Source organism: Streptomyces sp. NBC_00203 (assembly GCF_045206325.1).
In the GTDB taxonomy this organism is placed as follows: Bacteria; Actinomycetota; Actinomycetes; order Streptomycetales; family Streptomycetaceae; genus Streptomyces; species Streptomyces lutosisoli.
Map to the genome: position 1 here is coordinate 1,766,905 of NZ_CP108126.1, position 25,837 is coordinate 1,792,741.

Consider the following 25,837-nt stretch of genomic DNA (forward strand, 5'->3'; position numbering starts at 1 on the left):
CGCACCCGGCGAGCGCGTTCAGCGGACGACGCCCGGTCCTTGCCAGTAGCTGCCCTGCACCATGGCTCGCAGGCTGCCGTGGTGCAGGATCAGTGTGTCCGGGTCCGGGGGTACGGCGACCTCACCGAAGTGCACCTGGCGGTAGGCGACGCGGAGCATGACGATCGCGTGCCGCAGAGCGGCGTACAGCGTGTAGAACTCCATGTCCCGCGGTGTGTGGCCGGTGAGTTCGGCATAGCGTCGCTCCACGCGGTCACGGCGCAGGAAGTCGGGCAGCCCGCTCTGCCCGAAGCTCACGGTGAGGTCCTGGAAGAAGCGGTGCAGATAGACGGTCCAGCCGAGGTCGACCTCGCGCGGGGCCAGGGCCGCCATCTCCCAGTCGAGGACGGCGGCGGGTTCGAAGCCGTCGTAGATGACGTTCCCGATGCGCGCGTCACCCCAGTTGAGCACCGCCTCGCCCTCGTCGCGCGGCCACAACTCGTCGAGCCGGTCGAAGGCGCTCTCGATCAGCGGCGATCGTGACAGTCCGTCAACCACCCATGCGTAGTACGTGCGTTGGGCTCGCACATGACGGCGCAAGGGACTGCCGTCACCCGGCAGAGCCAGGAAGTCGGCTTCCTTCAGCGGGACTTGGTCGTGCAGCCGCGCGAGGAGCCCCGTCGAGGCCGCCTCCAGGCGCTCACGCTCCTCGTCGCTCGCCGCGTGCAGCCAATTCCCCTCGTACGTATAGGGCATGACGTCCGGGGGCACGCGCCCCTCGATCCGGTCCATGACGAAGAACGGCGCCCCGAGCGGCCCGGAGTCCTCCTCCAGCCACAGCACCCGGGGCACCGGCAGATCGGTGCGCTCCGCGACCAGGCGCATCGTGCGGTACTGCCGCGGCATGTCGTAGACGGGGAAGACGGTGTACGCCGCCGGGTCCGCCGCCAGCCTCAACGCGCAGGAACGCAAGGGCGGTTCGGGGTGCTCGATGTCGAAGAGCAGGGTCTCGCTGGACATGCCGTTGGACTCGGGGACGGTCATGTTCACCGCCCTGGCGCCGGGCAGCCGCGTGGCGAGCCAGGCCGTCAGCCGGTGTGCCAGTTCCTCCGGGTCACGCGTGGTCGTACGGGGACGCGGTGCCGTGGCCATCTCACCACTCCAATCAGGGCGCGACCGAGTCGAATCCGGTGAAGCCGCTCGGATCGTGGCGGCCGAACGAGCCGTGCTCGAAGATCCCGTAGCCGACCTGCCCGTCCAGCGTGAAGCGGGCGGCGTGGTCGATCACCCCGTACACGGCGAGGGGGTGCGCGGCCGGGTCGGCGAGGTCGTAGACGCGCCGGTCGGTCCAGTCACGGCCGCGCCAGGTGCCGTGCTGCCAGTCGTCGGCGGGCGGATAGCCCGCCCCGACGGCGAGCGGCGACGAGGTCAGCACCTCCACGCCCAGTTCGAGGGGCTTGCGGTCCACCGGATCCGTGAGGTGGACGACGGCGGAGAAGGGGTGGCGGGTACCGGAGCGATAGCTGATGTCGGCCTGGGGCCACCCGAGTTGGAGGTCGCGCCGCCCCTCACGTACGAGCGTCGCGTCGTTGAGTGAGCGGTGGCCGTCGGCGTCCTCCTGGGCGATGACCATCAGGAAACGGTCGTCGAACCGGACCGGACACCAGAGCCAGTGGAACCCCTCGGTCGGGTTGTCGTCCGCGAGCCGGCCGCCTTCCTCCCCCGGGATCGGGCGCACTCCCCAGCTGCGGTCACGGGTGCCGGTCCACTCGCCCGCCGAGACGGGTATCTCCTCGCCGTCGACGCGGATGATCCCCCGGGCGCCGCCCGCCTGCACGAAGCGGCGCCCCTCCAGGGTGAGCCGGCCGCCGCGGCGCTGGATGTGGTGCGGTTCCCAGATGGCCGGAAAGTCGGCGGTCCAGGTGATGTCGTACGACAGGGAGTCGTCGTCCGACTGGAGGCGCAGCCGGCGCAGCGGCTCCTCGACGGTGATCCGCAGGGGTCCCACGGCGAGGTTCATGCGGTCGTCGCCGAGCGCGTCCGACGCCCGTACCGCGTGCAGGCGGTCACCGAGGCGCAGGGTGGCGTAGGCGTCGATCACTCCGACGTTCGGATAGACGCCGAGGCCCAGGATCAGCAGCGCCCGCCCCTGGTGGTCGAGGACGTGGAAGATACAGCGGTCGTACGCGTTCCGGTCGCTGGTCGCGACATGCTTCATGGACAGGGGCACCTGGTGTACGGGGTACTCGTCGAGTGCTACGGGGCGGTCGTCGGGCACGGCAAGCCTCCCTGGGCGCACGGCAGTTGACGTCGCCCGGAGGGGTGCGGCCCCCGGCGGCGTAGTTGACGGTACGTCAGATAAAGGCCCGGGACCAGATCTCGCGTCACGGACGGAACCCCCCGTACGGGCTCCTCGCGAACTCACGCTCGATTCCCCGGGCGGGTGACCTGTCCGCCCGCCCGCGCGTTGCCCTCGTATGACCCCCACATATTCCGCGACCGGGCGTCGGCACCGGATCCTCGTCCCGGCTCCGGCAGAATCGGTTCGGCAGACACCTCCGCCGGCCCAGGATCCCCCCATCTACCGCGCCCTGATCCGCACCTGGGCCGATCGCGGGCGCACGCTGCCGGGGTGCCACGACCCGGAGTGGGTCCGACTCGCGGCACCGTCGGCGATGTACGGATACGCCCAGTTCAGCGCGATGCTGGACGCACGGGACGAGGGACAGTTCAGCGCGAGCCGGGAGCCACGGGGGGACGGGCAGGTCAGCGCGAGTCCGGCCCCGCGAGGTGACGGGCCGCTCAGCGCGAGTCCGGCCCCGCGAGGTGACGGGCGATGACCATCCGCTGGATCTGATTGGTGCCCTCGACGATCTGGAGGACTTTGGCCTCGCGCATATAGCGCTCTACCGGGAAGTCGGCGGTGTAGCCGTACCCGCCGAGCACCTGGACGGCGTCCGTGGTGACCTTCATCGCGGTGTCCGTGCACAGCAGCTTGGCCATGGCCGCCTGCTTGGAGAACGGCCGGCCCGCGTCACGCAGCCGGGCCGCGGCCAGGTAGAGCGCCCGGCCCGCCTCGATCTGTGTCGCCATGTCCGCGAGCATGAAGCGCAGCCCCTGGAAGTCCGAGATCGGCCGCCCGAACTGCTGCCGGCCGGTCGCGTAGGCCACGGCCTCGTCAAGGGCCGCCTGGGCGACACCTACGGCACAGGCCGCGATGCCGAGCCGCCCGGAGTCGAGCGCGGACAGGGCGATCGCGAAGCCCTGACCCTCGTCACCGATACGCCGGTCGTCGCGGACCCGCACCCCGTCGAAGTGGACCTGGGCGGTGGGCGAGCCCTTCATGCCCATCTTCTTCTCGGGCGGCGCGGCGCTCAGCCCCTCGGCGTCACCGGGCACCAGGTAGGCGGTGATGCCACGGGGACCCTCCCCGCCACTGCGCGCGAGCACGGTGTAGAAGTCGGCGATGCCGCCGTGCGTGATCCAGGCCTTGGTGCCGGTGATCACCCAGTGGTCACCGTCTCTCGCCGCCTTGGTCCGCAGCGAGGCGGCGTCAGAACCGGAGGAAGGCTCGGAGAGGCAGTACGCGCCGAGGAGGCCGCCACCGAGCATCGCGGGCAGATGTTCGGCCTGCTGCTCCTTGGTGCCGTAGTTCGCGAGGGCGTGGCAGGCGAGCGAGTGCACGCTCACGCCGAGGGCGACGGTGAGGCGGGCCGCGGCCAGCTCTTCGAGGACCTGGAGGTAGACCTCGTACGGCTGGTCTCCCCCGCCGTACTCGGAGTCGTAGGGCAGTCCGAGCAGTCCCGACTCGGAGAGCAGGCGGAAGACGTCACGCGGGAAGCGCCCGGCATCCTCCTCCTCGGCCACCTTGGGAGCGATCTCGCGCTGCGCGATGTCGCGGACGAGCGAGATCAGATCCCGGGCCTCGTCCGTGGGCAGTTGACGGTCCACCGGCTGCGGGGCGCGGTCAGGCATGGCGACGCTCTCCTCCCTGTCGGGCACCTCGGCGAAAGCGCCTTGGGTGGGGCGGCTCCGCCGGTCTCACCGAGTGCCGGCCGATGCTCGCACTCCCGGGTCTCGGAAGCTGCTGACCAGCGGCTCTGCGCTGTGAGTATGCCCGTTCGAAGGCATCCCGTCACCAGTTAACGACCGCTCACTCCAAGAAAAGTTCCCTCACCCGAAATTGGTCCGAACCATTGACGCACTGGTCTAGTCCTCCTACTGTTTCGGACCATCACTTCATCGCGTTCATGCCAATCGGCGCACGCTCCCCTCTCCCCCACGAGGAGACACCCGATGCACATTTCGCACCGTCCCCGCTCCCGGTTCCGGGCGCTCGTGTCCGCCGCGTGTTGCGCCGTCCTCGGCGCCGGACTGCTCGCCGGCGCGGGCACCGCCACCGCGTCCTCCGCCGTTGTGACGCCGAAGGCGGCCGGGTCCAAGGTCGTCGGCTACTTCACCGAATGGGGCGTCTACGACCGGAACTACCACGTCAAGAACGTCGAGACCTCCGGTTCGGCCGCCAAGCTGACCCACATCAACTACGCCTTCGGCAACGTCACCGGCGGCAAGTGCGCCATGGGCGACTCGTACGCGGCGACCGACAAGGCCTACACCGCCGACCAGTCCGTCGACGGTGTCGCCGACACCTGGGACCAGCCCCTGCGCGGCAACTTCAACCAGCTGCGCAAGCTGAAGAAGAAACACCCGAACCTCAAGGTCCTCTGGTCGTTCGGCGGTTGGACCTGGTCGAGCGGTTTCGGCGAGGCCGCGAGGAACCCGGCCGCGTTCGCCCAGTCCTGCTACGACCTGGTGGAGAACTCCAAGTGGGCGGACGTCTTCGACGGCATCGACATCGACTGGGAGTACCCCAACGCCTGCGGCAACAGCTGTGACACCAGCGGCAAGGCAGCGTTCATGAACCTGATGTCGGCGCTGCGTTCGAAGTTCGGCTCCAGCAATCTGGTCACCGCGGCGATCACGGCCGACGCCACCGCGGGCGGCAAGATCGACGCGGCGGACTACGCGGGAGCGGCGCAGTACGTCGACTGGTACAACCCGATGACGTACGACTTCTTCGGCGCCTGGGACGCGACCGGGCCGACCGCCCCGCACTCGCCGCTGAACTCGTACACCGGCATCCCGAAGGCGGGTTACTACACCTCCGCGACCATCGCCAAGCTCAAGGGCCTCGGCATCCCGGCCTCGAAGCTGCTGCTCGGTATCGGCTTCTACGGGCGCGGCTGGACCGGCGTCACCCAGGCGGCGCCGGGCGGCACGGCGACCGGCCCGGCGACGGGAACGTACGAGCAGGGCATCGACGACTACAAGGTGCTCAAGACGAAGTGCCCGGCGACCGGCACGGTCGGCGGCACCGCGTACGCCAAGTGCGGGACCAACTGGTGGAGTTATGACACTCCGTCGACCATCGCGGGCAAGATGAGCTACAAGAACGCGCAGGGCCTGGGCGGCACCTTCTTCTGGGAGCTGAGCGGCGACACCTCGAACGGCGAACTGATCAAGTCGATCAACTAGCCCTGGCAGTACGGGACTTGGGGCGGGGGCCCATGCGGCCCCCGCCCCTCGCTCATGTGTCCCGGCGTGCGGCCGGCGGAGCCTGATAGGAGGGGTCGAGCTCCTCGACGGCGCGCAGGGCGCCGCCCAGCATCTTCACCAGCAGCTCGCGCATGGTGTCGCGCGGCAGCCCCTGGTGGCCTATCCATTCGAGGGTGGCGCCCTCCACGCTGCAGAGCCAGCCGAGCAGCGCCATGCGGGGCAGCGGCGCGATCTTGCGCCTGCCGTACGCGCCTTCGGCGATGGTCTGGACGATGACCTCGCGCACGCCCTGGCGTATGGCCTGCACCTCGGTGTCGAAACCGACGCCGCCGGTGATGATCGTGCGGTACGCGGCCTGGTTGTGCTCGGCATAGCGCAGATAGCCGTCGATGGTGCGGTGCACCCGCTCCGCCGGGGGGAGTTCGAGGCCGCCTGCCGCCCGGGAGACCAGATCCGCGACCGAGTCCTCGACGATGGCGAGGTAGTAGCCGCGCTTGGATTTGAAGTAGTAGTAGATCAGCCCTTTGGCGACATGTGCCTGCCGTGCGATGTCGTCCATCGACAGCGCGTCGTACGACGTGTCGGCGAACAACTTCCGTCCGATGGCGATGAGTTCGGCGCGGCGCGCCAGTGAGCGATCGGTGCCGCGCGCCCGGGGGCGGTCGACGCCGTGCTGTTGACTATGATTCAATTTGAGCCCTGGTCTCCAACTGCCAGCGGGACGTTGGCAGTATGGCAGACCGATGCCACCTGCTCGTTCGACTCTGATCGACCGGGGGCACGGTCTCGCGGCGGGCTGTCTCGCGAGACCTCGGCCCATGAACCCGAGGGGCTCAGCTCACAGCAGGCCGAGCTGGGTGACGAGCATCGCGAGGACCACCACGAAGGTCCAGCCCGCGATGTGTTCGAGGATCTTGGGGCCGTCTTCCTTGGGGCCTCCGGTGCGGGCACGGAGACGGGCGGCGGTGGCGGAGCTCGCGGTCATGGCATCTCGCTGACGTAGTGGTGCGGTGGTGTCCCCCGCCCCCGTCGGCTCCCCACCGACTCGACCACCTTGCCACCGAAGCGGGTTTCAGCGGTAGAGACCTTGGTCACGCCGAACACTTCGACGAGCTTCGAATGCCGCCGGATTCCACAACGATGTGAGAAGTCTGTGCGTCTCATCACACGACAGTGGTCAGCCAACCGAAAGGTCCCTGATGAGCACGTTCCGGACGCCTCGCCGCAGAGCCCGCCTGGCCCTGGCGGCGGCGATCACCGTGGCGGCGGCCTTAACGGGTCCGGTCTCACAAGCCGCTCCTTCGCCGCACAGCGCCCCGTCCCCCGGTGCGGCAGGTCTCGGCGACCCGATGTTCCCGCTCGACGGCAACGGCGGATACAAGGTCAGCCGCTACCTTCTCGACTTCGACTGGCAGGCACCGAAGACGCCCTTCGAGGCGGCCACGACGATCAAGGCGACCGCCACCCAGGCCTTGTCCCGCTTCGACCTGGACTTCGCGGGCAACACCCTGCACACGGTGACCGTCAACGGGAAGGCGGCCACCGCCGTACGCGACGGCGACGAGCTGGCGATCACCCCGGCCGAGCCCCTCGCCCAGGGCAAGGCCTTCACCGTCAAGGTCACCTACACCGCCGACCCGACGCAGATCCGCCACCGCGACGACGCCATCGAGGACTACGGCTGGATCCCGACACCGGACGGCACGGTGCTCTATCCGCAGCCCAACGGCGCCAAGATGATCTTCCCGTCGAACGACCATCCGAGCCGGCGCGCGCCCATCACCTTCCACATCACCACCCCGCCGGGCCTCACCGCCGTCGCCAACGGCAAGCTCACCGACCGCGCCGAACAGGCCGACGGACGCGTGCGGTGGACGTACGACTCGGAGCAGCCGCTGGCCACGCAGCTCGCCCAGCTGGCGATCGGCAAGTTCACCCTCGTCGACAGCACGGGACCGCACGGGCTGCCGATCCGCGACGTGGTCCCTGACGACCTGGTCGCGTCGACCGAGCAGTACCGCAAGCTCACCGCCGACCACATCGCCTGGCTGGAGGAGCGGCTCGGCCCGTACCCCTTCAACCGGTACGGCCTCCTCGTCGGCGACACCGACCTGGGCGTGGCCCTGGAGACGAACACGCTCTCCCTGATCCCGAAGGCCGACCTGCTCGGCGACCAGGTCAGCGCCGAGCGGAACCTGGTGCACGAGCTGACCCACCAGTGGACCGGCGACAGCGTCGGCATCAAGACCTGGTCCGACCTGTGGCTGAGCGAGGGCCACGCCCGCTTCTACGAGCGGCTGTACTCGGAGGCACACGGCGGCGTGGTCTTCGAGGACACCATGAAGACGGCGTACGCGAACCACGACCAGTGGCGCCACGACTACGGCGCCCCGGCCGAGCCGACCGAACCGAACCTCTTCAAGCGGATGCGCTACGACGGTTCGGCGCTCGTCCTGTACGCGCTGCGCGAGAAGGTCGGCCAGGAGACGTTCGGGAAGATCGAGCGGGCCTGGGTCACCAAGTACCGTGGAAAGACCGCGAGTACGCAGAACTACATCGACCTGGCGTCGAAGGTCGCGGGCGAGGACCTCGACGGCTTCCTGCACCCGTGGCTGTACGGGGCGAAGACCCCGCCGATGCCGAACCACCCGGACTGGGTGGTCAATCCGGTCCAGAGCTGAACGCCGCGGGGCGGCCCTTCCTCATATGAAGAGGGGCCGCCCCGCGCGGAGTTCAGCGAATGCCGACCGCCGCGAGCGCCTTGCACTGCCGTGCCGACGGATGTGCCGGGAAGTACAGATAGCAGACCCCGCCCGTACCGGAGACGACCTTCCCGGAGGCGTTGTACCTCTTGGTACGGAGCCAGATCGTCTCCCACTCGGACCGCTTGTAGACCCGGCGCACCGCCTCGTCGCCCGGCGACGCCGGGTCGTTGGCGATCACGTCGCCGTCCGCCGTGAACCCTATGACGGTCATGAGGTGCCCCGAAGTGCCGTAGCCCGCCCCCGTCAGCTCGGACTTGAGGAACGACTGGGACGTTATGGCCGGGATGCCCGCGGCGATCAGCGTCTCCAGGTCGGTGAGGGAGCCGAGTCGGGTCACCACGCCTTGCAGGTCCTTGTACGTCGACGCGTAGGCGGCGTTGAACGGCCAGTTGCCGCAGCCGCCGTACTGGTAGTCGTAGGTGAAGCGGGCCGCGTGGCACACCTGCGGGTCGGAGTAGTCCGGGTTGACCCAGGCCAGCTGCTCCGCCGTCGGCTTGCGGCCCCAGTACTCGATGATCATCTGCGAGGAGGTGGGGCTGCACCAGGCCTCGCCGCCGTTGTCGTACTCGGGGTACTGGCCCGCGTGGATCTCCTGCGAGTAGCGCGGGACGCTCAGCTCCTGGGCGAGGCCGGGTGTGGTGGCCGGGACGGTGAAGCGGTCGGGGATGTCGGAGCCCATCGCGCCGAGCCGCCACACCATGGGCGTGATCCTGGCGCCGGGGGTGCGGTAGAGGGTGAGCCGCAGCCGGTACGAGAGAAGCCGCAGGCCCGAGGCGGCGTCGTCGATGGAGAAGGTGTCCGTCCAGATGGTGCTCTTGCCGTCGCTCTGGTCGTCCACGGAGGTCCGCCTGATGTCCTGGTCGCCGGCCGCCCAGCGGCCCATCACATACCAGGGAGTGTCCGTGCCGTCGGAGTACGTGCCCGTCAGCTCGACCTGGAGCCAGGTGCCCGCCGGGGTGCGCGCGTTCCAGGAGGCGATGACCTCGGTGGAGGGGACGGCGAGCCGGTGGACCGGGGCGGTCCAGGTCGCGTACTCCCACGTGGAGGTCTTGCCGGTGTGCGGGTCCGTGTAGTCGGCGGTGCCGGCCGGGGCGGCGATCACCAGACCGGGACGGACGCCCGGCACGGCCCGCGTGCCCTGCGCGCTACCGCTCCGCCAGTCGGTGTACGAGGTCCAGGCACGGTTGTCGACGAGGCGGGCGGGGGCTTCGGCCGGCCCCGCGGGGGTGGCCGCGGCCGCGGGGCCCGCGGCACCTGTGGCTGCCGCGGCGACGGCCACGGCCAGGATGGCTCTGCGGGACGGCTCTGAAGCTCTGGTCATGGGTGGGTGACCCCCAGTTCGTCCGGAAGCGACGGTTCAGACGCACGGCATGGAGCGGCGGGTGCAGACGTGGTACCAGTGCACGGCTGTGGGCCAACTATGGACGCCGGAAGCCGACTTCTGCCAGCACTTCGGCCTCCGGCGCGCCCACCAATATTGGTCGGGACCACTGGCATGACCTGCGACGCCCTCGGCCCCGGCGGACACCGGGGCCGAGGGCGTGCGGGTCAAGGGCGTGCGGGTCAGATGAGGTCCATCGCCGCGACCTCGTCGGGCCGTCCGTAGCTGACCGGCCCCTGGAAGCGGCGGCGGGCCGTGGCGAACCACCACACCGTGGCGATGATCAGCACCACGGCGAGGGCGATCCCCGCGTAGTTGAAGGTGTCGCCGGTGATCGGCGAGACCTGCGGCAGCATGAACAGCACGCTGCTGGCGAGGATCCAGATCACGGCCACCCAGCCGACGGGCTTGCTCCAGCGGCCCAGGTTCCACGGGCCGGTCTGGAACTCGTCACCGAGCCGCAGCCGCAGGAAGATCGGCACGGCGTAGGCGAGGAAGAGTCCGACGACGTTGACGCTGACGATGGCGGTGAAGGCCGTGTGCGACCACCAGCCGGGGATGACCAGGGCCACCGAGCAGGCAACCGCCAGCCACACGGCCTTGACGGGGGTACGGGTGCGCGGCGAGACCGAGTGCCACCAGTGGGAGCCCGGCATCGCGCCGTCCCGGGAGAAGGCGAAGATCTGCCGGGTGTTGCTGGTGAGATTGGCCAGACCGCAGAAGAGCATGGCCCCGATCACGATCAGCAGGATCACCTTAGCCATGCCCATGCCAAGGCCATCGATGAGAATCTGCACAGGCGGCGCCGAGGAGCTCGCCACCTGGTCATAATCATGAATGCTGTACACAAGGGCGAGCATGAGGATCAGTCCGGTGATCGCCGAATAGCCGATCGCCCGCGTGATCCCCCGGGGCGCGTTGACCGTGGCCCGCACCGTTTCCTCGGACATGTGGAAGCTGCCGTCGAAGCCCGTGAAGGTCCAACTGGTGACCAGCAGGCCGAGCATCCCCCCGTAAAGGCCGTTCGTGAAACCCGTGTTGTTCACGAAATGCGTGACGAACGACGCCGACTGGTGATCGTCGGGCATCACGATCAGTGTGCTCACGATCACGAGGAGCCCGATCAGCAGCCACCACACGGAGATCCGGTTGATCAGGGCGACCAGCTGGACGGTGTAGGTATTGGCCAGACCCTGGATCACGATGATGAGCGCCGTGATCAGGACCGTCTGCTGGGCCGTCGGCTCGTACGAGTGCCACTGCAGGGCGATGAAGGCCTGGATGAAGGTGGCGGCCGCGTACCCGGTGGCGGCCGTGCCGCCCACCTGACCAACGAAATTCAGCCAGCCCGTGTACCAGGACCAGGCACCCTTGTGGCGCTTGGCGAGCTTTCCGGCGGAGAAATAGAGCGCTCCACTGGTCGGATAGGCGGAGGCGACCTCCGCCATCGCGGCGCCGATGAACAGCACCATGACGGAGACGCCGATCCAGCCGAACACGAGAATGCGCGGACCGCCGGCATTCATACCGAATCCGAAGGCCGAGAAAATTCCCGAGACGATGTTGATGATGGTGAAGGAGATCGCGAAATTGTCGAACGCCTGGAATCGGCGCGTGAGCTTTCTCGGATATCCCATCGCATGAAGTATCGCGTCGTCGTCGAGCTCGGCGGATTCCTCGCCGGCGCGGCCTCTCGCGCGTGGGGCCGATATCCGTTCTGACACAACTGACCTTTCTCTGGGGGTTGACCGGAAGACTGGAGGGTGGCCGGGTTGGGGGGGCCGGAGAACTGGTCCGGGCTGCCGGGTCAGGCGCCTCCCGGCACGGGCAGGCCGCAGGAGCGGCGGGCGCGGGAGAGCTGCTCCTCGGGCTCGCCGAACACGCTCCAGGGCATACGGCAGGCGTACGGCCCCATGGCCATGAAGACCGCGCGCGCCTCGAACTCGCGCTGGGACATGAACAGCGCGTGCGCCAGATACGCCAGGTCGAGCACCGGTGTGAACCGGTATCCCGGCAGCTGCGGCAGCCAGTTCTGGTAGATCGCGAGCGCCGTGGCGCGCCACTGGGGCTGCTCCCAGGTGCGGTCGACGAGGAGTTGCGAGGGGTTGTAGCTCTCCACCAGGGCCACCAGCGGAAGCAGCCGCAGCGGCGAGGAGGCGGGGGCCCGCTGGCTCAGGAAGGCGGCGACGTCCCAGGCGGCGTTCACCGAGCCGCCGTACCGCGTGAAGAAGAACGTCAGGAAGCGGTGGTGGCCCTCACGGTTCCAGGGATCGAGGCGGAGGATGTGCGAGAACAGCCGCCAGGGGCCGGGCGGCTGGGTGAGCAGGCCCTGCGGGGCGGAGTCGCGCAGATCGTGCAGCCGGGCCATGGCCAGTTTGGCGACCCAGGGCGTGGGATCGGCGGGGTCCGTCGCCGCGGCCCGGTCGCACGCGGTCAGCGCTATGCGCTCCAGGGCCTCGGCCCGGTCGTCCTTGGCGTCCGCCGCGCGCAGCGCCCGCAGGACGGCCACGCGGGCCCACATCAGGGCGGCCTCGGGGGTCGGCTCCTCGGCCAGCCAGCGCTCGGCGAGGTCGGAGTCGGCGGCCTCGGAGGCCAGGACCAGGGAGCGGTGGGCACGCAGTCCGAAGTCGCCGCGCGTCTCCGCCAGGGCTTCATGGGCGCTCAGATAGCGGCCGGCCCGGACATCCACGCAGACGCTCGCGAGTCTGCGGTCGTCGGCCGCCGGATGCCACACATACTGCCCCTCGAATAACCCCGCGGCCATCTTCCCCTGTCCATCCCCGTACGACGCTTCACAGTTGCGCAACAGGCACCCTACTCAGCATCAGGGGGAACCGGAACGGCGTTTCCGAAATACCTGCTTCCGTGACGTCCACGGCTTATGGAAGGAGTGAAATGAGTACTTGAGGAATGTTCAATGAGTGGTTCAATACGGCACTATTCGGTACCCATGACTCCGCTGTGAACGCCAGCCGATAGAATGTTCCACAGGAATATGCCAACACCTCATCGCACTCCGGGAAGCCCCATTCACGACCTCGCCTCACACCTGCGCCGGCTGCCGCCCTCCTGCGGCCCCGTCCGGCTGATCGGCGTCGACGGGCACGCGGGCTCGGGAAAGACCACATTCGCCGGGCAGTTGGCAGCGGCACTGGACGGCGCACCCGTGCTGCACCTCGACGACATCGCGACGCACGAGGAGCTCTTCGCATGGACGGAGCGACTGCTGCGCCAGGTGGTCGAACCACTGCGGCGCGGCGAGACGGCGCGCTACACCCCCTACGACTGGATCGCCCGGAGTTTCGGGCCGGTCCATGAGCTGCCGCCCGCACCCGTCATCCTTCTGGAGGGCGTCGGGGCGGGCCGCCGCGCGATGCGCCCGTTCCTCGCGCGACTGCTGTGGATGGAGTTGCCGCACGACGAGGCCTGGGCGCGAGGGCAGCGGCGGGACGGGGAGGCGCAGAGCGAGTTCTGGGCCGGATGGGTCCGCGCCGAGCGCCAACACTTCACCAAGGACCCCTCAAGACCGTTCGCCGATCTTCTGGTGCGGCAGTGTTCCGAGGGATACGAGGTGCTGCCGGGGCCCGTTGAGACCTCTGGACCGGACCAGTTCATCACTCACGGTGACGGACCATCCGCAGTGTGCTGAACTTGTGAAGACCCTTGCGTGAGAAGTTCTCTCAGTGCTTCAACTCGGCTTGACCGGGGGGCCGTACAGGACTTACGTTCTGAATGTGCGGTCTTTCGAAGCCGCCCGCAGTCGCGAAGCCCCCGGTTGTTCCCCCGTGATCGGGGGCTTCGTTCTGCCCACACCCCCTCTTTCCGGACGCTGCGCGCCGCGATTTGCTCACCCTCGGTCACCGTGCGAAGTGCGCCCCATCTGCTCCCACCTCGTGGAACGGGGTGTGCGGCACCCTTCGGCCCGCGTACGTACCGCAGGTACGATGCCCTCGGTGCGACCTTCGGACGGCTGCTCTGCGCACCGGTGCAACTCCCGTCCGCGGCACAGCGGTTAGGCTGCCGACGGGCACCGGCCCGCTCGGAGAACCATCGGGGGCACGGTTTGTGGGGGACGTGATGGACTTCGGCACGCAGGGCCCCGAGGCCCCGGCCGACCTCGCCTGGATGCGAGGCGTGGACGCCTACACGATGGGCGCCTATCCGCAGGCGGAGGAGGAGTTCCGCACCGCGGTCCGGATGGACCCGGGCATGGCGGACGGCTGGCTCGGACTGCACGCGCTGCGGGTGGACACGACGACCGCGCTGCTGCGGATGTTCCGGCACCGGGACCGCTTCGGGGAGCAGCGCACCCGTCACCGGCGCACCCTCAACTCCTGGTACTGGCTGGGCTGGTGGGTGCAGCCGGTGCTGGAGAGCCCGCGCGATCTGCTGCTCGCGCACGCCTCGCACTGGCTCGACGGACGCCATGTCCCGGAGCTGGACCGGGCGTTGGCCGGCCTGCCCCCCGTCGACACGGACCCCCAGGTGCGGTTCCTGCACGCGTGCCGCGCCTATCTGGTCAAGGACTGGGAGCAGTTGGTCCGGCACACCGATCCGCTGATCGACGATCCCATGCTGGGCATAGAGGCCGGCCTCTTCGGCGGGATGGCCCGGGTCCGCCTGGAGATGTTCGGCCAGGCCGAGCCCCTCCTCGCCTCCGCCCTGATGCGCTGCCGCAGCGAGCAGCCGCAGCGCAAGGAGCTGCGGTACTGGCTGGCGCGGGCGCACGAGGGCACGGGGCGGTCCGCCGCCGCGCTGCCCCTGTACCGGGCGGTACACCGGGTCGACCCCTCCTTCATGGACACCTCGGCGCGGCTCGCGGCCATCTCCGAGGGCGACGGGTACGACGATGCCGCCGCCGACCTGGCGGCGATCACGCTCGCCGGTGTCGGGCAGGACGTGATGGAGGGCCCGGACGGCGTGGATCCGCTGTTCGGCGGCGAGGGACGGGACCTGAAGCTCTCGGAGCCCGACTTCGCACCACCGGGGGCGCTGCCTCCCGAGACCGATGCGGTGCGCGAGAAGGCCGTGGTCCCGGTGCAGCCGCTGCCCGCGGGGCCGACCGACCCCGCGTTACTCGAAGACGCGCTCAACGAGCTGGAGCGCATGGTGGGCCTGGAGCCCGTGAAGCGCCAAGTCAAGGCGCTGTCGGCGCAGTTGAACATGGCGAGACTGCGCGCCGGGCAGGGCCTCCCGGTCCAGCCGCCCAAGCGGCACTTCGTCTTCTCCGGCCCCTCCGGCACCGGCAAGACCACCGTGGCCCGCATCCTCGGCCGGGTCTTCTACGCGCTCGGGCTGCTCGGCGGCGACCACCTGGTCGAGGCCCAGCGGGCCGACCTGGTCGGCGAGTACCTCGGCCAAACGGCCGTGAAGGCCAACGAGTTGATCGACTCGGCGATCGGTGGAGTCCTCTTCGTGGACGAGGCGTACTCCCTGTCCAACTCCGGGTACGGCAAGGGCGACGCGTACGGCGACGAGGCCCTGCAAGTCCTGCTGAAGCGGGCCGAGGACAACCGGGACCACCTCGTCGTCATCCTCGCCGGCTACCCGGAGGGCATGGACCGCCTGCTCGCCGCCAACCCCGGCCTCTCCTCCCGCTTCACCACCCGCGTCGACTTCCCCTCCTACCGCCCCCTCGAACTCACCTCCATCGGCGAGGTGCTGGCCGCCGAGAACGGTGACATCTGGGACGAGGAGGCGTTGGACGAGCTGCGCTCTATTGCCGGGCACGTCGTCGACCAGGGCTGGATCGACGAGCTCGGCAACGGGCGCTTTCTGCGCACCCTGTACGAGAAGAGCTGCGCGTACCGGGATCTGCGGCTCTCGGGCTATCCGGGCACCCTGTCGCGCGACGACCTGTCCACGCTTCGGCTGCCGGATCTTATGCAGGCGTACGGGGAGGTTCTGTCGGGCCGGGGGCCACAGGATCCGTCGGCGATGTGACGACGGATTTCGCCCCCGCCGCCCCTACCCGTCCCATCCCTGGGGGCTCCGCCCCCAGACCCCCGCTAAAAGATTGCGCAGTTCCCCGCGCCCCTTTCAGGGGCGCGGGGAACTGCGCGACAAGCCCCCACCCACCCGCAGCCGAACGAACCAGGGCGGGCGGGGGATCGCGGGGCGAAGCCCCGCGCCTTCAGGGGCGCGGGGAACTGCGCGAACGGCCCCCACCGGCCCGCAGCCGACGCACAACCCACGGGGCCGGTGGGTCAGCTGGCCAGGGCCTCCTCCGCCGCCTCGCTGGGGCGTGGGTCCGAGACGCGTACCGGTGGGACCTCGCGGTGGGCCGGGTCGCGTACCTCGCCGACCAGCAGCTCCAGTACGTCCTCCAGGGCCACAAGACCCAGCACCTTGCCGGACGCGTCGGCGACCTGCGCGAGGTGCGTCGCCGCGCGGCGCATCACCGTGAGGGCGTCGTCCAGCGGGAGTTCGGAGCGCAGGGTCGTCATCGGGCGCCAGATCTGCTGGGGTACCGCCCGCTCGGACTCCTCCAGGTCGAGCACGTCCTTCACATGCAGGTAGCAGCTCATGAAGGCGCCGTTCTCGGCGACCACCGGAAAGCGGGAGTACCCGGTGCGCGCGGTGAGCGCGACGATCTGGCCCGGGGTGACCGAGGGGCCCACGGTCACCAGGGAGTCGCGGTCCAGGAGGACGTCGGTGACCGGGCGGGAGCCCAGCTCCAGGGCGTCTTCGAGGCGCTCCTGCTCCTCGGGGTCGAGGAGGCCCGCCTGACCGGAGTCCTCGACGAGACGGTTGAGCTGTTCGCTCGTGAAGACCGCCTCGACCTCGTCCTTGGGCTCCACACCGAACAGCTTCAGGATGAGCCGCGCGCACGCGCCGAGGGCCACCGTGACCGGCCGGCACAGCCGCGCGAAGGCGACAAGGCCGGGGCTGAGCCACAGCGCCGTCTTCTCGGGCGCGGCCATCGCCAGGTTCTTCGGCACCATCTCGCCGATGACGAGGTGGAAGAAGACGACGAGGGCGAGCGCGATGACGTATCCGAGCGGGTGGATCAACCCCTCGGGCAGACGGACCGCCTCGAAGCCCGGCTCCAGCAGATGGGCGACGGTCGGCTCGGCGACCGCGCCGAGCGTCAACGAGCAGACGGTGATGCCGAACTGGGCCGCGGCCATCATCTGCGGCAGCCGCTCCAGGCCGTACAGGACCTGTCGGGCCCGCGCGGTCCCCAGCGGTTCGATCTGGCTGCGCCGCACGGAGACGAGCGCGAACTCGGCGCCGACGAAGAAGCCGTTGGCGAGCACCAGCAGGGCGGCGAAGAGAAGTTGGAGCACGCTCATCGGACAGCCTCCGCAATGGGCTCCGCGACGGGCGCGGTCCGCACCAGGCGGACGCGTTCGGCGCGGTAGTGCCCGACCTGGCGCACCGACAGGCGCCAGCCGGGCAGTTCGGCCCTGTCGCCGGGGGCGGGGATCCGGCCGAGCAGATCGGCGACGAGGCCGGCGACGGTCTCGTACGGACCCTCGGGCACGTCGAGGCCTATGCGCTGCAGGATGTCGACCCGGCAGCTGCCGTCGGCGTCCCAGGCGGGCCGGCCGTCCTCGGGCGGCGCGGCGGCGAGTTCGGGCAGGTCCTGCCCGTCGTGCTCGTCGCGGACCTCGCCGACCAGCTCCTCGACGATGTCCTCCAGGGTGACCACGCCCGCCGTACCGCCGTACTCGTCGACGACGACGGCGATCGGCTGCTCGCTGCGCAGCTGTTCCAGCAGGGGCTGCACGGGCAGCGTCTCCGGGACGAGCAGCGGGGCCTGGGCGATCCGGCCGACCGGGGTACGCAGCCGGTCGTGCGAGGGGATCGCGAGGGCGTCCTTGAGGTGCACCATGCCGACGATCTCGTCGATCCGCTCCCGGTAGACGGGGAAGCGGGACAGGCCGGTGGCGCGGGTGAGGTTGACGACGTCCTCGGCGGTCGCGGAGGACTGGAGGGCGCTGACCTTCACGCGCGGGGTCATGACGTGCTGCGCGGTCAGGTCGGCGAGCGAGATGGTCCGTACGAAGAGATCCGCGGTGTCCTGCTCCAGGGCGCCGGCCTGCGCGGAGTGCCGGGCCAGGGAGACGAGTTCGCCGGGGGTGCGGGCGGAGGCCAGCTCCTCGGCGGGCTCGACGCCCAGGGCGCGTACGAGCCGGTTGGCGACCGCGTTGAGCGCGGCGATCACCGGACGGAACAGGCGGGAGAAGACACGCTGCGGGCCCGCGACGAAGCGGGCGACCTGCAGGGGCTTGGACACCGCCCAGTTCTTGGGCACGAGTTCGCCGATGACCATTTGCACGGCCGCGGCGAGCAGCATGCCGACCACCACGGCGACGCCGGACACGGCGCCCGCGGGCAGCCCGATCGCGGCGAAGGGTCCGTGCAGCAGTTCGGCGAGCGCCGGTTCGGCGAGCATGCCGACGACGAGCGAGGTGATGGTGATGCCGAGCTGGGTGCCGGAGAGCTGGAAGGACAGCTCCTTGAGCGATTCGACGACCGTACGGGCCCGTCGGTCGCCGTCGGCCGCGGCCTTCTCGGCGTCGGGGCGCTCGACCGTGACCAGGCCGAACTCCGCCGCGACGAAGAAGCCGTTGGCCAGAATCAGCAGAAACGCCGCCCCAAGGAGCAGCAGGGGGATGGTCATGCCGCCGCCTCGATATGTCGGGAGGGGGCGGCGCAGGTACTACAGGACGATCCGTCCATCGCTGGAGGGAGTCACTCCTCGGATAGCAGGGGGCCTCTGAATGCCGGGCGGCACATCAGAGGCGGAGGCGCAACGAAAACGCCTCCGCCAACAGATTAATCAAGACATGGGCCCGCAGGGCAGGGTGGAAGGCTGAGAGTCAGCCCTGATGTTGCTCGGGGTCGCGGATGGACCGCGCCTCGGCGAGGGCACGCAGGGCGCGAGCGTCCTCGATCGCGCGCTGCTTGGCGATGCCCGGCTGGATGCCGAGCGCGGGCAGGCTGGTGCCGTCGCTGAGGTTGAGGAACACCCAGGGGTCGCCGGGGCGGAGGTTGACCTGAAGGATTTCAGCCCAGTCCAGGTGTCGCTTGCTGGCGATGTTGACGACGGTGACGCCGGTCTCGTCGGCGACGACCTTGGGCCGGGAGAGCAGCAGGAGCACCGCGAAGAGCAACGCCGCCGTGAAGACGAAGCTGACGCGCTCCCCCGGGCTGAGCTGCTCCAGGAGCATCGCGACCGTCGCGATGACCACGAAGATCGCCGCACCGGCGGTGAGCAGGACGGCCCGGGTGCGGGACGGCCGGAATGTGACGGGAAGGGCGGGGGTCTGGTGGGAGTCCGACATGGCTCGCGGTCCCGTCAGAGCCGGCAGGCGTGGATGGCCGTGGTCAGGATGGCCCGCGCGCCGAGCGCGTACAGATCGTCCATGATCCGCTGGGCCTCCTTGGCGGGGACCATGGCGCGCACGGCGACCCAGCCCTCGTTGTGCAGCGGCGAGATGGTCGGCGACTCCAGGCCGGGCGTGAGGGCGACGGCCTTCTCCAGGTGCTCGGCACGGCAGTCGTAGTCCATCATCACGTACGTCCGGGCCACCAGGACGCCCTGGAGGCGGCGCAGGAACTGCTGCACCTTGGGCTCGGCGTCCTCGTCCGAGGTGTCGGCTCCGACACGGCGGATGACGACGGCCTCGGACTTCATGATCGGGTCGCCGAAGACCTCCAGGCCCGCGTTGCGCAGCGAGGTGCCGGTCTCGACGACGTCGGCGATGACTTCGGCGACACCCAGCTCGATGGCGGTCTCGACGGCGCCGTCGAGGTGGACGACGGAGGCGTCGATGCCGTGGTCGGCGAGGTGCCCCGCGACGATGCCCTCGTACGAGGTGGCGACCGTCATGCCCGCGAGGTCCTCGACGCCCTTGGCTGTGCCGGGCTTGGTGGCGAAGCGGAAGGTCGAGCGGGCGAAGCCGAGCGGGAGGATCTCCTCCGCCTTGGCGCCCGAGTCGATGAGCAGGTCACGGCCGGTGATGCCGATGTCGAGACGGCCGGAGGAGACGTAGATCGCGATGTCGCGGGGGCGGAGGTAGAAGAACTCGACCTCGTTCTCCGGGTCGACGATCCGCAGTTCCTTGGACTCCCGGCGCTGCTGGTAGCCGGCCTCATGCAGCATCTCCGCCGCAGGGCCTGACAGGGAACCCTTGTTGGGGACGGCGATGCGCAGCATGAGGTCGGCTTCCTTTGCGTGAAGGGGATGTGTCTGCGGAACAGGGGGATTTACAGGTGGGCGTACACGTCGTCGAGGGAGATGCCGCGCGCGACCATCATCACCTGGACGTGGTAGAGCAGCTGCGAGATCTCCTCGGCGGCGGCGTCCTTGCCCTCGTACTCGGCGGCCATCCAGACCTCGGCGGCCTCTTCGACGACCTTCTTGCCGATGGCATGGACGCCCTTGCCAACCAGCTCGGCGGTGCGCGAAGTGGCGGGGTCGCCGTTGGCGGCCTTCTGCTGGAGCTCGGTGAACAGCTCCTCGAACGTCTTCTTGGACATGATGCCGCCCACCCTACGCGCTACCGCCCCTGCCTCAGCGCCAGGGTTCAGATACTGAGCGCAGCGTGGCCGCGGTCGCCACGGCGGCGGTCACCGCCTCGTGTCCCTTGTCCTCGTTGGAGCCCTCGATGCCCGCGCGGTCGAGGGCCTGCTCCTCGGTATCGCAGGTCAGCACGCCGAAGCCGACGGGGACACCGGTGTCGATGGAGACCTGGGTGAGGCCGTTGGTGACGCCCTGGCACACGTACTCGAAGTGCGGGGTGCCGCCGCGGATGACGACGCCGAGCGCGACAATCGCGTCGTAGCCGCGGCCCGCGAGGACCTTGGCGACGACCGGGAGCTCGAAGCTGCCCGGGACCCTGAGCAGGGTCGGCTCGTCGATTCCCAGCTCGTGCAGGGCGCGCAGCGCGCCGTCGACGAGGCCGTCCATCACCTTTTCGTGCCACTGTGCCGCGATGACCGCGACGCGCAGGTCGCCGCAGTTGCGTACGGACAGTTCAGGTGCACCCTTGCCGCTCACGTCTCTCCTCAGTGCCGCTTGCTGTGTTGCCGATAGTGCCGTTTGTTGTGGATTGCCTGTTACTGGTTGCCGCAGGCGGACACGGTGGTCGTGTCCAGCCAGGGCAGGTCGTGACCCATCCGGTCCCGCTTGGTGCGCAGGTACCGGAGGTTGTGCTCGCCCGCCTGTACGGGCATCGGCTCCCGGCCGCTGACCTTGAGGCCGTGCCGGACGAGCGCGTCGGTCTTGTCGGGGTTGTTGGTCATCAGGCGCAGGCTGCGCACGCCGAGGTCCTCCAGGATCTGCGCGCTGGCGCCGTAGTCCCGGGCGTCGGCGGGCAGGCCGAGTTCCAGGTTGGCGTCGAGCGTGTCGCGGCCGCGCTCCTGGAGCTCGTACGCGCGCAGCTTGGAGAGCAGCCCGATGCCGCGTCCCTCGTGGCCGCGCAGATAGACCACGATGCCCCGGCCCTCGGTCTGGATGCGCTCCATGGACGTCTGGAGCTGGGGGCCGCAGTCGCAGCGCAGCGAGTGGAAGATGTCGCCGGTGAGGCATTCGGAGTGGACGCGGACGAGGACGTCCTCGCCGTCGCCGATCTCGCCGTGCACGAGGGCGACATGCTCGACGCCGTCGACGATGGAGCGGTAGCCGTACGCCGTGAACTCACCGAAGGCGGTGGGCAGCTGGGTCTTCGCCTCGCGCCGGACCGTGGGTTCGGCGGTACGGCGGTAGGCGATCAGGTCCTCGATGGAGATGATCGTGAGGCCGTGCTTGCGGGCGAAGGGGATCAGCTCGGGCAGCCGGAGCATGCGGCCGTCCTCGCCCGCGATCTCGACGATCGCTCCGGCCGGGCGCAGACCCGCGAGGCGGGCCAGGTCGACGGCGGCCTCGGTGTGGCCGTTGCGGACCAGGACGCCGCCGGGCTTGGCGCGCAGCGGGAAGATGTGGCCGGGGCGGACGAAGTCGTCGGCCTGGGCGGTGCCGTCGGCGAGGAGCTGAAGCGTGGTGGCACGGTCGGACGCCGAGATGCCGGTGGTCACACCGTGAGCGGCGGACGCGTCCACCGACACCGTGAACGCGGTCTTCATCGACTCGGTGTTGTCGTCGACCATCTGCGGGAGCCGGAGCCGCTCCAGTTCGTCGCCCTCCATGGGCGCGCAGATCAGCCCGCGGCACTCGCTCATCATGAAGGCGACGATCTCGGGGGTCGCCTTCTCGGCGGCGATGACGAGGTCGCCCTCGTTCTCCCGGTCCTCGTCGTCGACGACCACGACCGGGCGGCCCGCCGCGATGTCGGCGATGGCCTGCTCGACCGGATCGAGCGCGAAGTCCGAGGCATCAAGATCGTGCCCGGTGCTGTACCAAACCGGCGCCGTAGTCATGCCGGGGCTCCTTCCAGGACGGGCTGCCCGGCCTTGCGGGAGCGCAGCCACCAGTCGCGCATGCCCCACAGGACGAGCGCGCCGTACAGGACGTAGACGAAACCGGAGAAGGCGAAGCCGTTGGCGAAGTTGAGTGGCACGCCCACCAGGTCGACCAGCAGCCAGGCGAACCAGAACTCGACCATGCCGCGCGCCTGGGCGTACATCGCGACGATGGTGCCGACGAAGATGTACGCGTCCGGCCAGGGGTCCCAGGAGAGGGACGGGTACGCGAAGAACAGCGCGGCGACCGCGACGGTGCCGATGGCCGCGGCACCGGCCATCGCGGCACGCTCACGCCAGGTGGCGAACCGCACCGCGATGGAGCCGTCCTGGCCCTTTCCGCGGTTCCACTGCCACCAGCCGTACACCGCGACGACCATGACGACGACCTGCTTGCCGGCGCTGCCGGAGAGGTGGGCGGTCGCGAACGCCGCGAAGAGGATGACGCCGGAGAGGAACTGGACGGGCCAGCTCCAGATGGAGCGCCGCCAGCCGAGCGCGAGGGCGATCAGACCGATCACGTTGCCGATCATGTCCGACCATTTGATGTGCTGGCCGAACAGCGTGAAGGCCTCGGAGTTGAGCCAGTTCACTTGCCGGCCCCCTCGGCGGTGGCGCGGTCGCCGAGCAGCCGCTCGACGTACTTGGCGATGACGTCGACTTCGAGGTTGACCGGGTCGCCGGGCTTCTTGAGGCCGAGCGTGGTCAGGTCGAGGGTGGTGGGGATGAGGCTGACGGTGAAGTAGTCAGGGCCCGCGTCGACCACCGTCAGGCTGATGCCGTCGACGGTGATGGAGCCCTTCTCGACCACGTAGCGGGAGAGGTCCGCGGGGAGCGAGATCTTCACGATCTCCCAGTTCTCGGACGGCTTGCGCTCGATGACCGTGCCCGTGCCGTCGACGTGTCCCTGCACGATGTGCCCGCCGAGGCGCTCGCCCACGGCCATGGGGCGTTCGAGGTTGACGCGGGAGCCGACGGTCAGGGCGCCGAGGCTGGAGCGGTCCAGGGTTTCCGCCATGACGTCGGCGGTGAACTCGTCGCCCTCGTGTTCGACGACCGTGAGACAGACTCCGTTGACGGCGATGGAGTCGCCGTGCTGCGCGCCCTGCGTGACGACGGGGCCACGCAGCCGGAAACGCGAGGCGTCGTCGAGAATCTCGACGGCGGTGACCTCACCCAGCTCTTCGACGATTCCGGTGAACACTTCCCGGGTCCTCCTGCCTCATAGGGCACGGACTCCGGGGCCTGTCGATGACGACAGAATGAGCGGACAGCGACACCGGGAGCGACGCCGAAAGGAGACTCGTCCCACAGGACAAGTCGCAACAAACGGCAGCGCGCACGAATGCCCGCCCGCCGCGCACTGCCTCCCATCCGGACTTTAACCGTCGGTCCAGGAATTTCACCTGGTCAACCGGCCGCTGGAAGCGGCCGGGTCGCGGACTGTAACCGCCGGTTCGGAATTTCACCGACCCCGGAGTGCGCTGCTTCTGGTACAGGGCCAGTGTGCCACGCCTGATCGACGCCCATGCGGGCGAACGCCTGTGGGCTGGCTCACAGGCCATACGGATGGACTTCTGCGGCGACGCGCGAGTGGCCAACTTCCTTCCGGCCACACACCCTTGAGACTGGTCCATACCTATTGACGCTCTGGTCTAGTCCATTTAAAGTCGGCGATCACCGTGATCTTCACGATCACCGCTTCGTCGACATCACCACTTCATCGAACAGGTTTGTCGACACCCTGACTTGTCGCCACCCCCCGATCGGCCCGGCGGCGGTGACGGAGGCCCTTGCCCCGCCGCCGGGTCTCCAACCCGGGCTCTGCCAGGGTGGGGGCGTGACAACGAGCCTCGCCGACGACTTCGAGACGTATCGCCCGCGGCTGTTCGGGCTGGCCTACCGCATGCTCGGTTCCGCCGCGGACGCGGAGGACATCGTGCAGGACGCGTATCTGCGCTTCAGCGGCGCCGACCACGCGGCGGTCGAGCGCCTCGGCGCCTGGCTCGCCAAGGTCGTCACCAATCTCTGTCTCAACCGGCTGGCCTCGGCCCGCGCGCGGCGCGAACAGTACGCAGGGCCGTGGCTGCCCGAGCCGGTGATCACCTCGGACGGCACGCTCGGCCCCCTGGAGTCGGCCGAGCAGCGCGACGCCGTGTCCCTGGCCCTGCTGGTCCTCCTGGAGCGGCTCACCCCGACCGAACGCGCGGTGTACGTCCTTCGGGAGGCCTTCGCGTACGGCCATCGGGAGATCGCCGGCGTACTGGAGCTGAGCGAGGCCAACTGCCGTCAGCTGTACCGGCGGGCGGTGCAGCGGGTCGCCGCGCCGGAGGCCCGCTTCAAGGCCGCACCCGAGCAACAGGCCGGGCTCGTCGAATCGTTCCTCACGGCGGCCCGCGAGGGCGATCTGGCCGGTCTGGAGAGCCTGTTCTCGGCGGAGGTGACCTGGTGGTCCGACGGCGGCGGCAAGGTCTCCGCGGCACGGCGGCCGATCGAGGGGCGCGAGAAGGTTCTGCGGTTCCTGGCGGGCCTCCTGGGCAGGCACGTGTCGGGCGACGTCGACTTCGTGGTGGCGGAGGTCAACGGACACGCCGCGCTGGTCGCCCGGGCCGACGACCGGCTGCTGAGCGTCGTGACATTCGAGTTCCACGAGGGCGTGTGCACGGAGGTGCGGGCGGTGGTGAACCCCGACAAGCTGGAGTTCGCGGGCCGCCAGCTGGCACGGGTGTAGGGCCATCCACCGGTCCCGGGTGGAGCACGGCCCCACCGCCCCACCACATCAACGCCCGGCGTTGTCACATTCTCCGCGGCTGTCCGGTCTCAGCTGACGAAGGGCGCTCCACCCGGGAGCCGTCCGACGTCCGAAAGGGCTGAACAGCATGACCACGATCCTGGTGACCGGCGGTACCGGAACCCTTGGCCGGCTCGTCGTCGAGCGGCTGAGGGCGGACGGGCACGAGGTGCGGGTGCTGAGCCGGCACGCTCAGCCGTACGCCGTCGATCTGCGCGAGGGTGGTGCCGGGCTGGACGCCGCGGTCGAGGGTGTGGATGCGATCGTCCACTGCGCGACGTCGCCGCGCGGAGGCGACGAGCAGGCCGCCGCGCATCTGATCGCGGCCGCGCGCCGGGCCGGTGTACCGCACCTGGTCTACATCTCCATCGTCGGCGTCGATGTGGTGCCGCTCGGCTACTACAAGGCCAAGCTCGCCGTGGAGAAGCTGATCGAGGAGTCGGGGCTCGGCTGGACGATCCTGCGCACCACCCAGTTCCACGATCTCGTGGTCCAGCTGCTCGCGGCCCTCACCAAGCTGCCGGTCCTGCTGGTCCCCGCGGGTGTCAGCGATCAGCCGATCGAGGTCGCCGAGGTCGCCGGCCGGCTGGCCGAGCTGGCGGTCGGCTCCCCCGCGGGGCGCGTCGAGGACATGGGCGGGCCGGAGGTCCGTACGTTTCCCTCGCTGGCCGGTGCCTATCTGCGCGCCACGGGCAAGCGGCGCCCGCTCGCCAGGCTGCGGCTTGCGGGGAAGGCGTATCGGGCGTTCCGGGACGGGGGGCACCTGACGCCGCGGCGTGCGGTGGGGAAGGGCACGTTCGAGGACTACCTGGCGGGCCGGTTCGGGAGCGAGTCGAAGCGGTGACCCGGGGGGTTCCTCGCCCCCGCCGCCCCTACCCGTCCCATCCCTGGGGGCTGCGCCCCCAGACCCCCCTAAAAGATTGCGCAGTTCCCCGCGCCCCTAAAAGGGGCGCG

23 protein-coding genes and 1 riboswitch are annotated in these 25,837 nt (G+C 69.7%); of the genes, 6 read left to right on the plus strand and 17 right to left on the minus strand.

Translation table 11 applies throughout. From position 1 onward, the window contains the following. Positions 1–18 precede the first annotated feature (18 nt). The 3 genes from OG975_RS08220 to OG975_RS08230 form a co-directional block, all read right to left on the minus strand. Entirely contained in the window at positions 19–1,131 is a 1,113-nt protein-coding gene (locus OG975_RS08220; protein ID WP_406328448.1) for a phosphotransferase family protein, read from the minus strand. 13 nt (positions 1,132–1,144) lie between these two features. After that, complete coding sequence (locus OG975_RS08225; RefSeq protein WP_406328450.1) at positions 1,145–2,257, minus strand: hypothetical protein; 1,113 nt, start codon at positions 2,255–2,257, stop codon at positions 1,145–1,147. Between the two features lie 524 nt (positions 2,258–2,781). Beyond that, complete coding sequence (locus tag OG975_RS08230) at positions 2,782–3,954, minus strand: acyl-CoA dehydrogenase family protein (protein ID WP_406328451.1); 1,173 nt, start codon at positions 3,952–3,954, stop codon at positions 2,782–2,784. Positions 3,955–4,275: 321 nt separating this feature from the next. On the opposite strand from OG975_RS08230, the gene OG975_RS08235 reads away from it, so the two are divergent. Further along, positions 4,276–5,514, plus strand: coding sequence for a glycoside hydrolase family 18 protein (locus tag OG975_RS08235; protein ID WP_406328453.1), 1,239 nt, complete (start codon positions 4,276–4,278; stop codon positions 5,512–5,514). Between the two features lie 52 nt (positions 5,515–5,566). On the opposite strand, the gene OG975_RS08240 is transcribed toward OG975_RS08235, so the two are convergent. Continuing rightward, entirely contained in the window at positions 5,567–6,226 is a 660-nt protein-coding gene (locus tag OG975_RS08240; protein WP_406328454.1) for a TetR/AcrR family transcriptional regulator, read from the minus strand. A 147-nt stretch (positions 6,227–6,373) separates the two neighbouring features. Beyond that, on the minus strand, positions 6,374–6,520 hold the full coding sequence (locus OG975_RS08245) for an SCO1431 family membrane protein (protein ID WP_327427187.1): 147 nt from the start codon (positions 6,518–6,520) through the stop codon (positions 6,374–6,376). A gap of 364 nt (positions 6,521–6,884) precedes the next feature. Here OG975_RS08245 and OG975_RS08250 point away from each other — a divergent pair, with 364 nt between their 5' ends. Further along, on the plus strand, positions 6,885–8,216 hold the full coding sequence (locus OG975_RS08250) for a M1 family metallopeptidase (protein ID WP_406328455.1): 1,332 nt from the start codon (positions 6,885–6,887) through the stop codon (positions 8,214–8,216). Between the two features lie 52 nt (positions 8,217–8,268). On the opposite strand, the gene OG975_RS08255 is transcribed toward OG975_RS08250, so the two are convergent. From OG975_RS08255 to OG975_RS08265, 3 genes are all read right to left on the minus strand, one after another. Further along, a complete protein-coding gene (locus OG975_RS08255; protein ID WP_406328457.1) occupies positions 8,269–9,621 on the minus strand; it encodes a peptidase C39 family protein in 1,353 nt (450 codons plus the stop codon). A 242-nt stretch (positions 9,622–9,863) separates the two neighbouring features. Beyond that, on the minus strand, positions 9,864–11,405 hold the full coding sequence (locus tag OG975_RS08260) for an amino acid permease (protein WP_406328459.1): 1,542 nt from the start codon (positions 11,403–11,405) through the stop codon (positions 9,864–9,866). An 83-nt stretch (positions 11,406–11,488) separates the two neighbouring features. Then, positions 11,489–12,445 (minus strand): hypothetical protein, encoded by a 957-nt coding sequence (locus OG975_RS08265; protein ID WP_406328460.1) that lies wholly within the window; start codon positions 12,443–12,445, stop codon positions 11,489–11,491. 231 nt (positions 12,446–12,676) lie between these two features. Between OG975_RS08265 and OG975_RS08270 the strand changes: the two genes are divergently transcribed. Both OG975_RS08270 and OG975_RS08275 read left to right on the plus strand, forming a co-directional pair. Beyond that, entirely contained in the window at positions 12,677–13,330 is a 654-nt protein-coding gene (locus OG975_RS08270) for a uridine kinase (RefSeq protein ID WP_406328461.1), read from the plus strand. A 428-nt stretch (positions 13,331–13,758) separates the two neighbouring features. Further along, the gene (locus OG975_RS08275) at positions 13,759–15,624 is read left to right on the plus strand and encodes an AAA family ATPase (RefSeq protein ID WP_406328462.1); all 1,866 of its coding nucleotides are present in this window, start codon (positions 13,759–13,761) and stop codon (positions 15,622–15,624) included. Between the two features lie 263 nt (positions 15,625–15,887). On the opposite strand, the gene OG975_RS08280 is transcribed toward OG975_RS08275, so the two are convergent. From OG975_RS08280 to OG975_RS08320, 9 genes are all read right to left on the minus strand, one after another. Next, a complete protein-coding gene (locus OG975_RS08280) occupies positions 15,888–16,976 on the minus strand; it encodes a hemolysin family protein (RefSeq protein WP_406328464.1) in 1,089 nt (362 codons plus the stop codon). Next, complete coding sequence (locus OG975_RS08285; RefSeq protein WP_406328465.1) at positions 16,973–18,310, minus strand: hemolysin family protein; 1,338 nt, start codon at positions 18,308–18,310, stop codon at positions 16,973–16,975. Before OG975_RS08285 ends, OG975_RS08280 begins: the two co-directional genes overlap by 4 nt. Before the next feature lie 199 nt (positions 18,311–18,509). Continuing rightward, positions 18,510–18,974: a PH domain-containing protein gene (locus OG975_RS08290; protein WP_406328467.1), complete on the minus strand. Its 465-nt coding sequence runs from the start codon at positions 18,972–18,974 to the stop codon at positions 18,510–18,512. A 14-nt stretch (positions 18,975–18,988) separates the two neighbouring features. Then, positions 18,989–19,849, minus strand: coding sequence for an ATP phosphoribosyltransferase (gene hisG, locus OG975_RS08295; RefSeq protein WP_406328468.1), 861 nt, complete (start codon positions 19,847–19,849; stop codon positions 18,989–18,991). 50 nt (positions 19,850–19,899) lie between these two features. Further along, positions 19,900–20,172 (minus strand): phosphoribosyl-ATP diphosphatase, encoded by a 273-nt coding sequence (locus OG975_RS08300; protein ID WP_327427198.1) that lies wholly within the window; start codon positions 20,170–20,172, stop codon positions 19,900–19,902. A gap of 34 nt (positions 20,173–20,206) precedes the next feature. Continuing rightward, the gene (gene ribH / locus OG975_RS08305) at positions 20,207–20,692 is read right to left on the minus strand and encodes a 6,7-dimethyl-8-ribityllumazine synthase (protein WP_330303127.1); all 486 of its coding nucleotides are present in this window, start codon (positions 20,690–20,692) and stop codon (positions 20,207–20,209) included. A gap of 59 nt (positions 20,693–20,751) precedes the next feature. Then, positions 20,752–22,050: a bifunctional 3,4-dihydroxy-2-butanone-4-phosphate synthase/GTP cyclohydrolase II gene (locus OG975_RS08310; RefSeq protein WP_406328470.1), complete on the minus strand. Its 1,299-nt coding sequence runs from the start codon at positions 22,048–22,050 to the stop codon at positions 20,752–20,754. Then, positions 22,047–22,685: a nicotinamide riboside transporter PnuC gene (locus OG975_RS08315; protein WP_406328472.1), complete on the minus strand. Its 639-nt coding sequence runs from the start codon at positions 22,683–22,685 to the stop codon at positions 22,047–22,049. Before OG975_RS08315 ends, OG975_RS08310 begins: the two co-directional genes overlap by 4 nt. Next, the gene (locus tag OG975_RS08320) at positions 22,682–23,296 is read right to left on the minus strand and encodes a riboflavin synthase (protein ID WP_406328473.1); all 615 of its coding nucleotides are present in this window, start codon (positions 23,294–23,296) and stop codon (positions 22,682–22,684) included. The genes OG975_RS08315 and OG975_RS08320 overlap by 4 nt, the downstream gene beginning before the upstream one ends. Positions 23,297–23,448: 152 nt before the next feature. Continuing rightward, positions 23,449–23,579: riboswitch (FMN riboswitch) on the minus strand. Between the two features lie 353 nt (positions 23,580–23,932). On the opposite strand from OG975_RS08320, the gene OG975_RS08325 reads away from it, so the two are divergent. Together OG975_RS08325 and OG975_RS08330 are read left to right on the plus strand one after the other, a co-directional pair. Then, positions 23,933–24,823, plus strand: a complete 891-nt coding sequence (locus OG975_RS08325; RefSeq protein WP_406328474.1) for an RNA polymerase sigma-70 factor — start codon at positions 23,933–23,935, stop codon at positions 24,821–24,823. A gap of 148 nt (positions 24,824–24,971) precedes the next feature. Next, positions 24,972–25,727 carry an SDR family oxidoreductase gene (locus OG975_RS08330; RefSeq protein WP_406328475.1) on the plus strand — a complete coding sequence of 252 codons (756 nt, stop codon included), beginning with the start codon at positions 24,972–24,974 and terminating at the stop codon, positions 25,725–25,727. Positions 25,728–25,837: the final 110 nt, after the last annotated feature.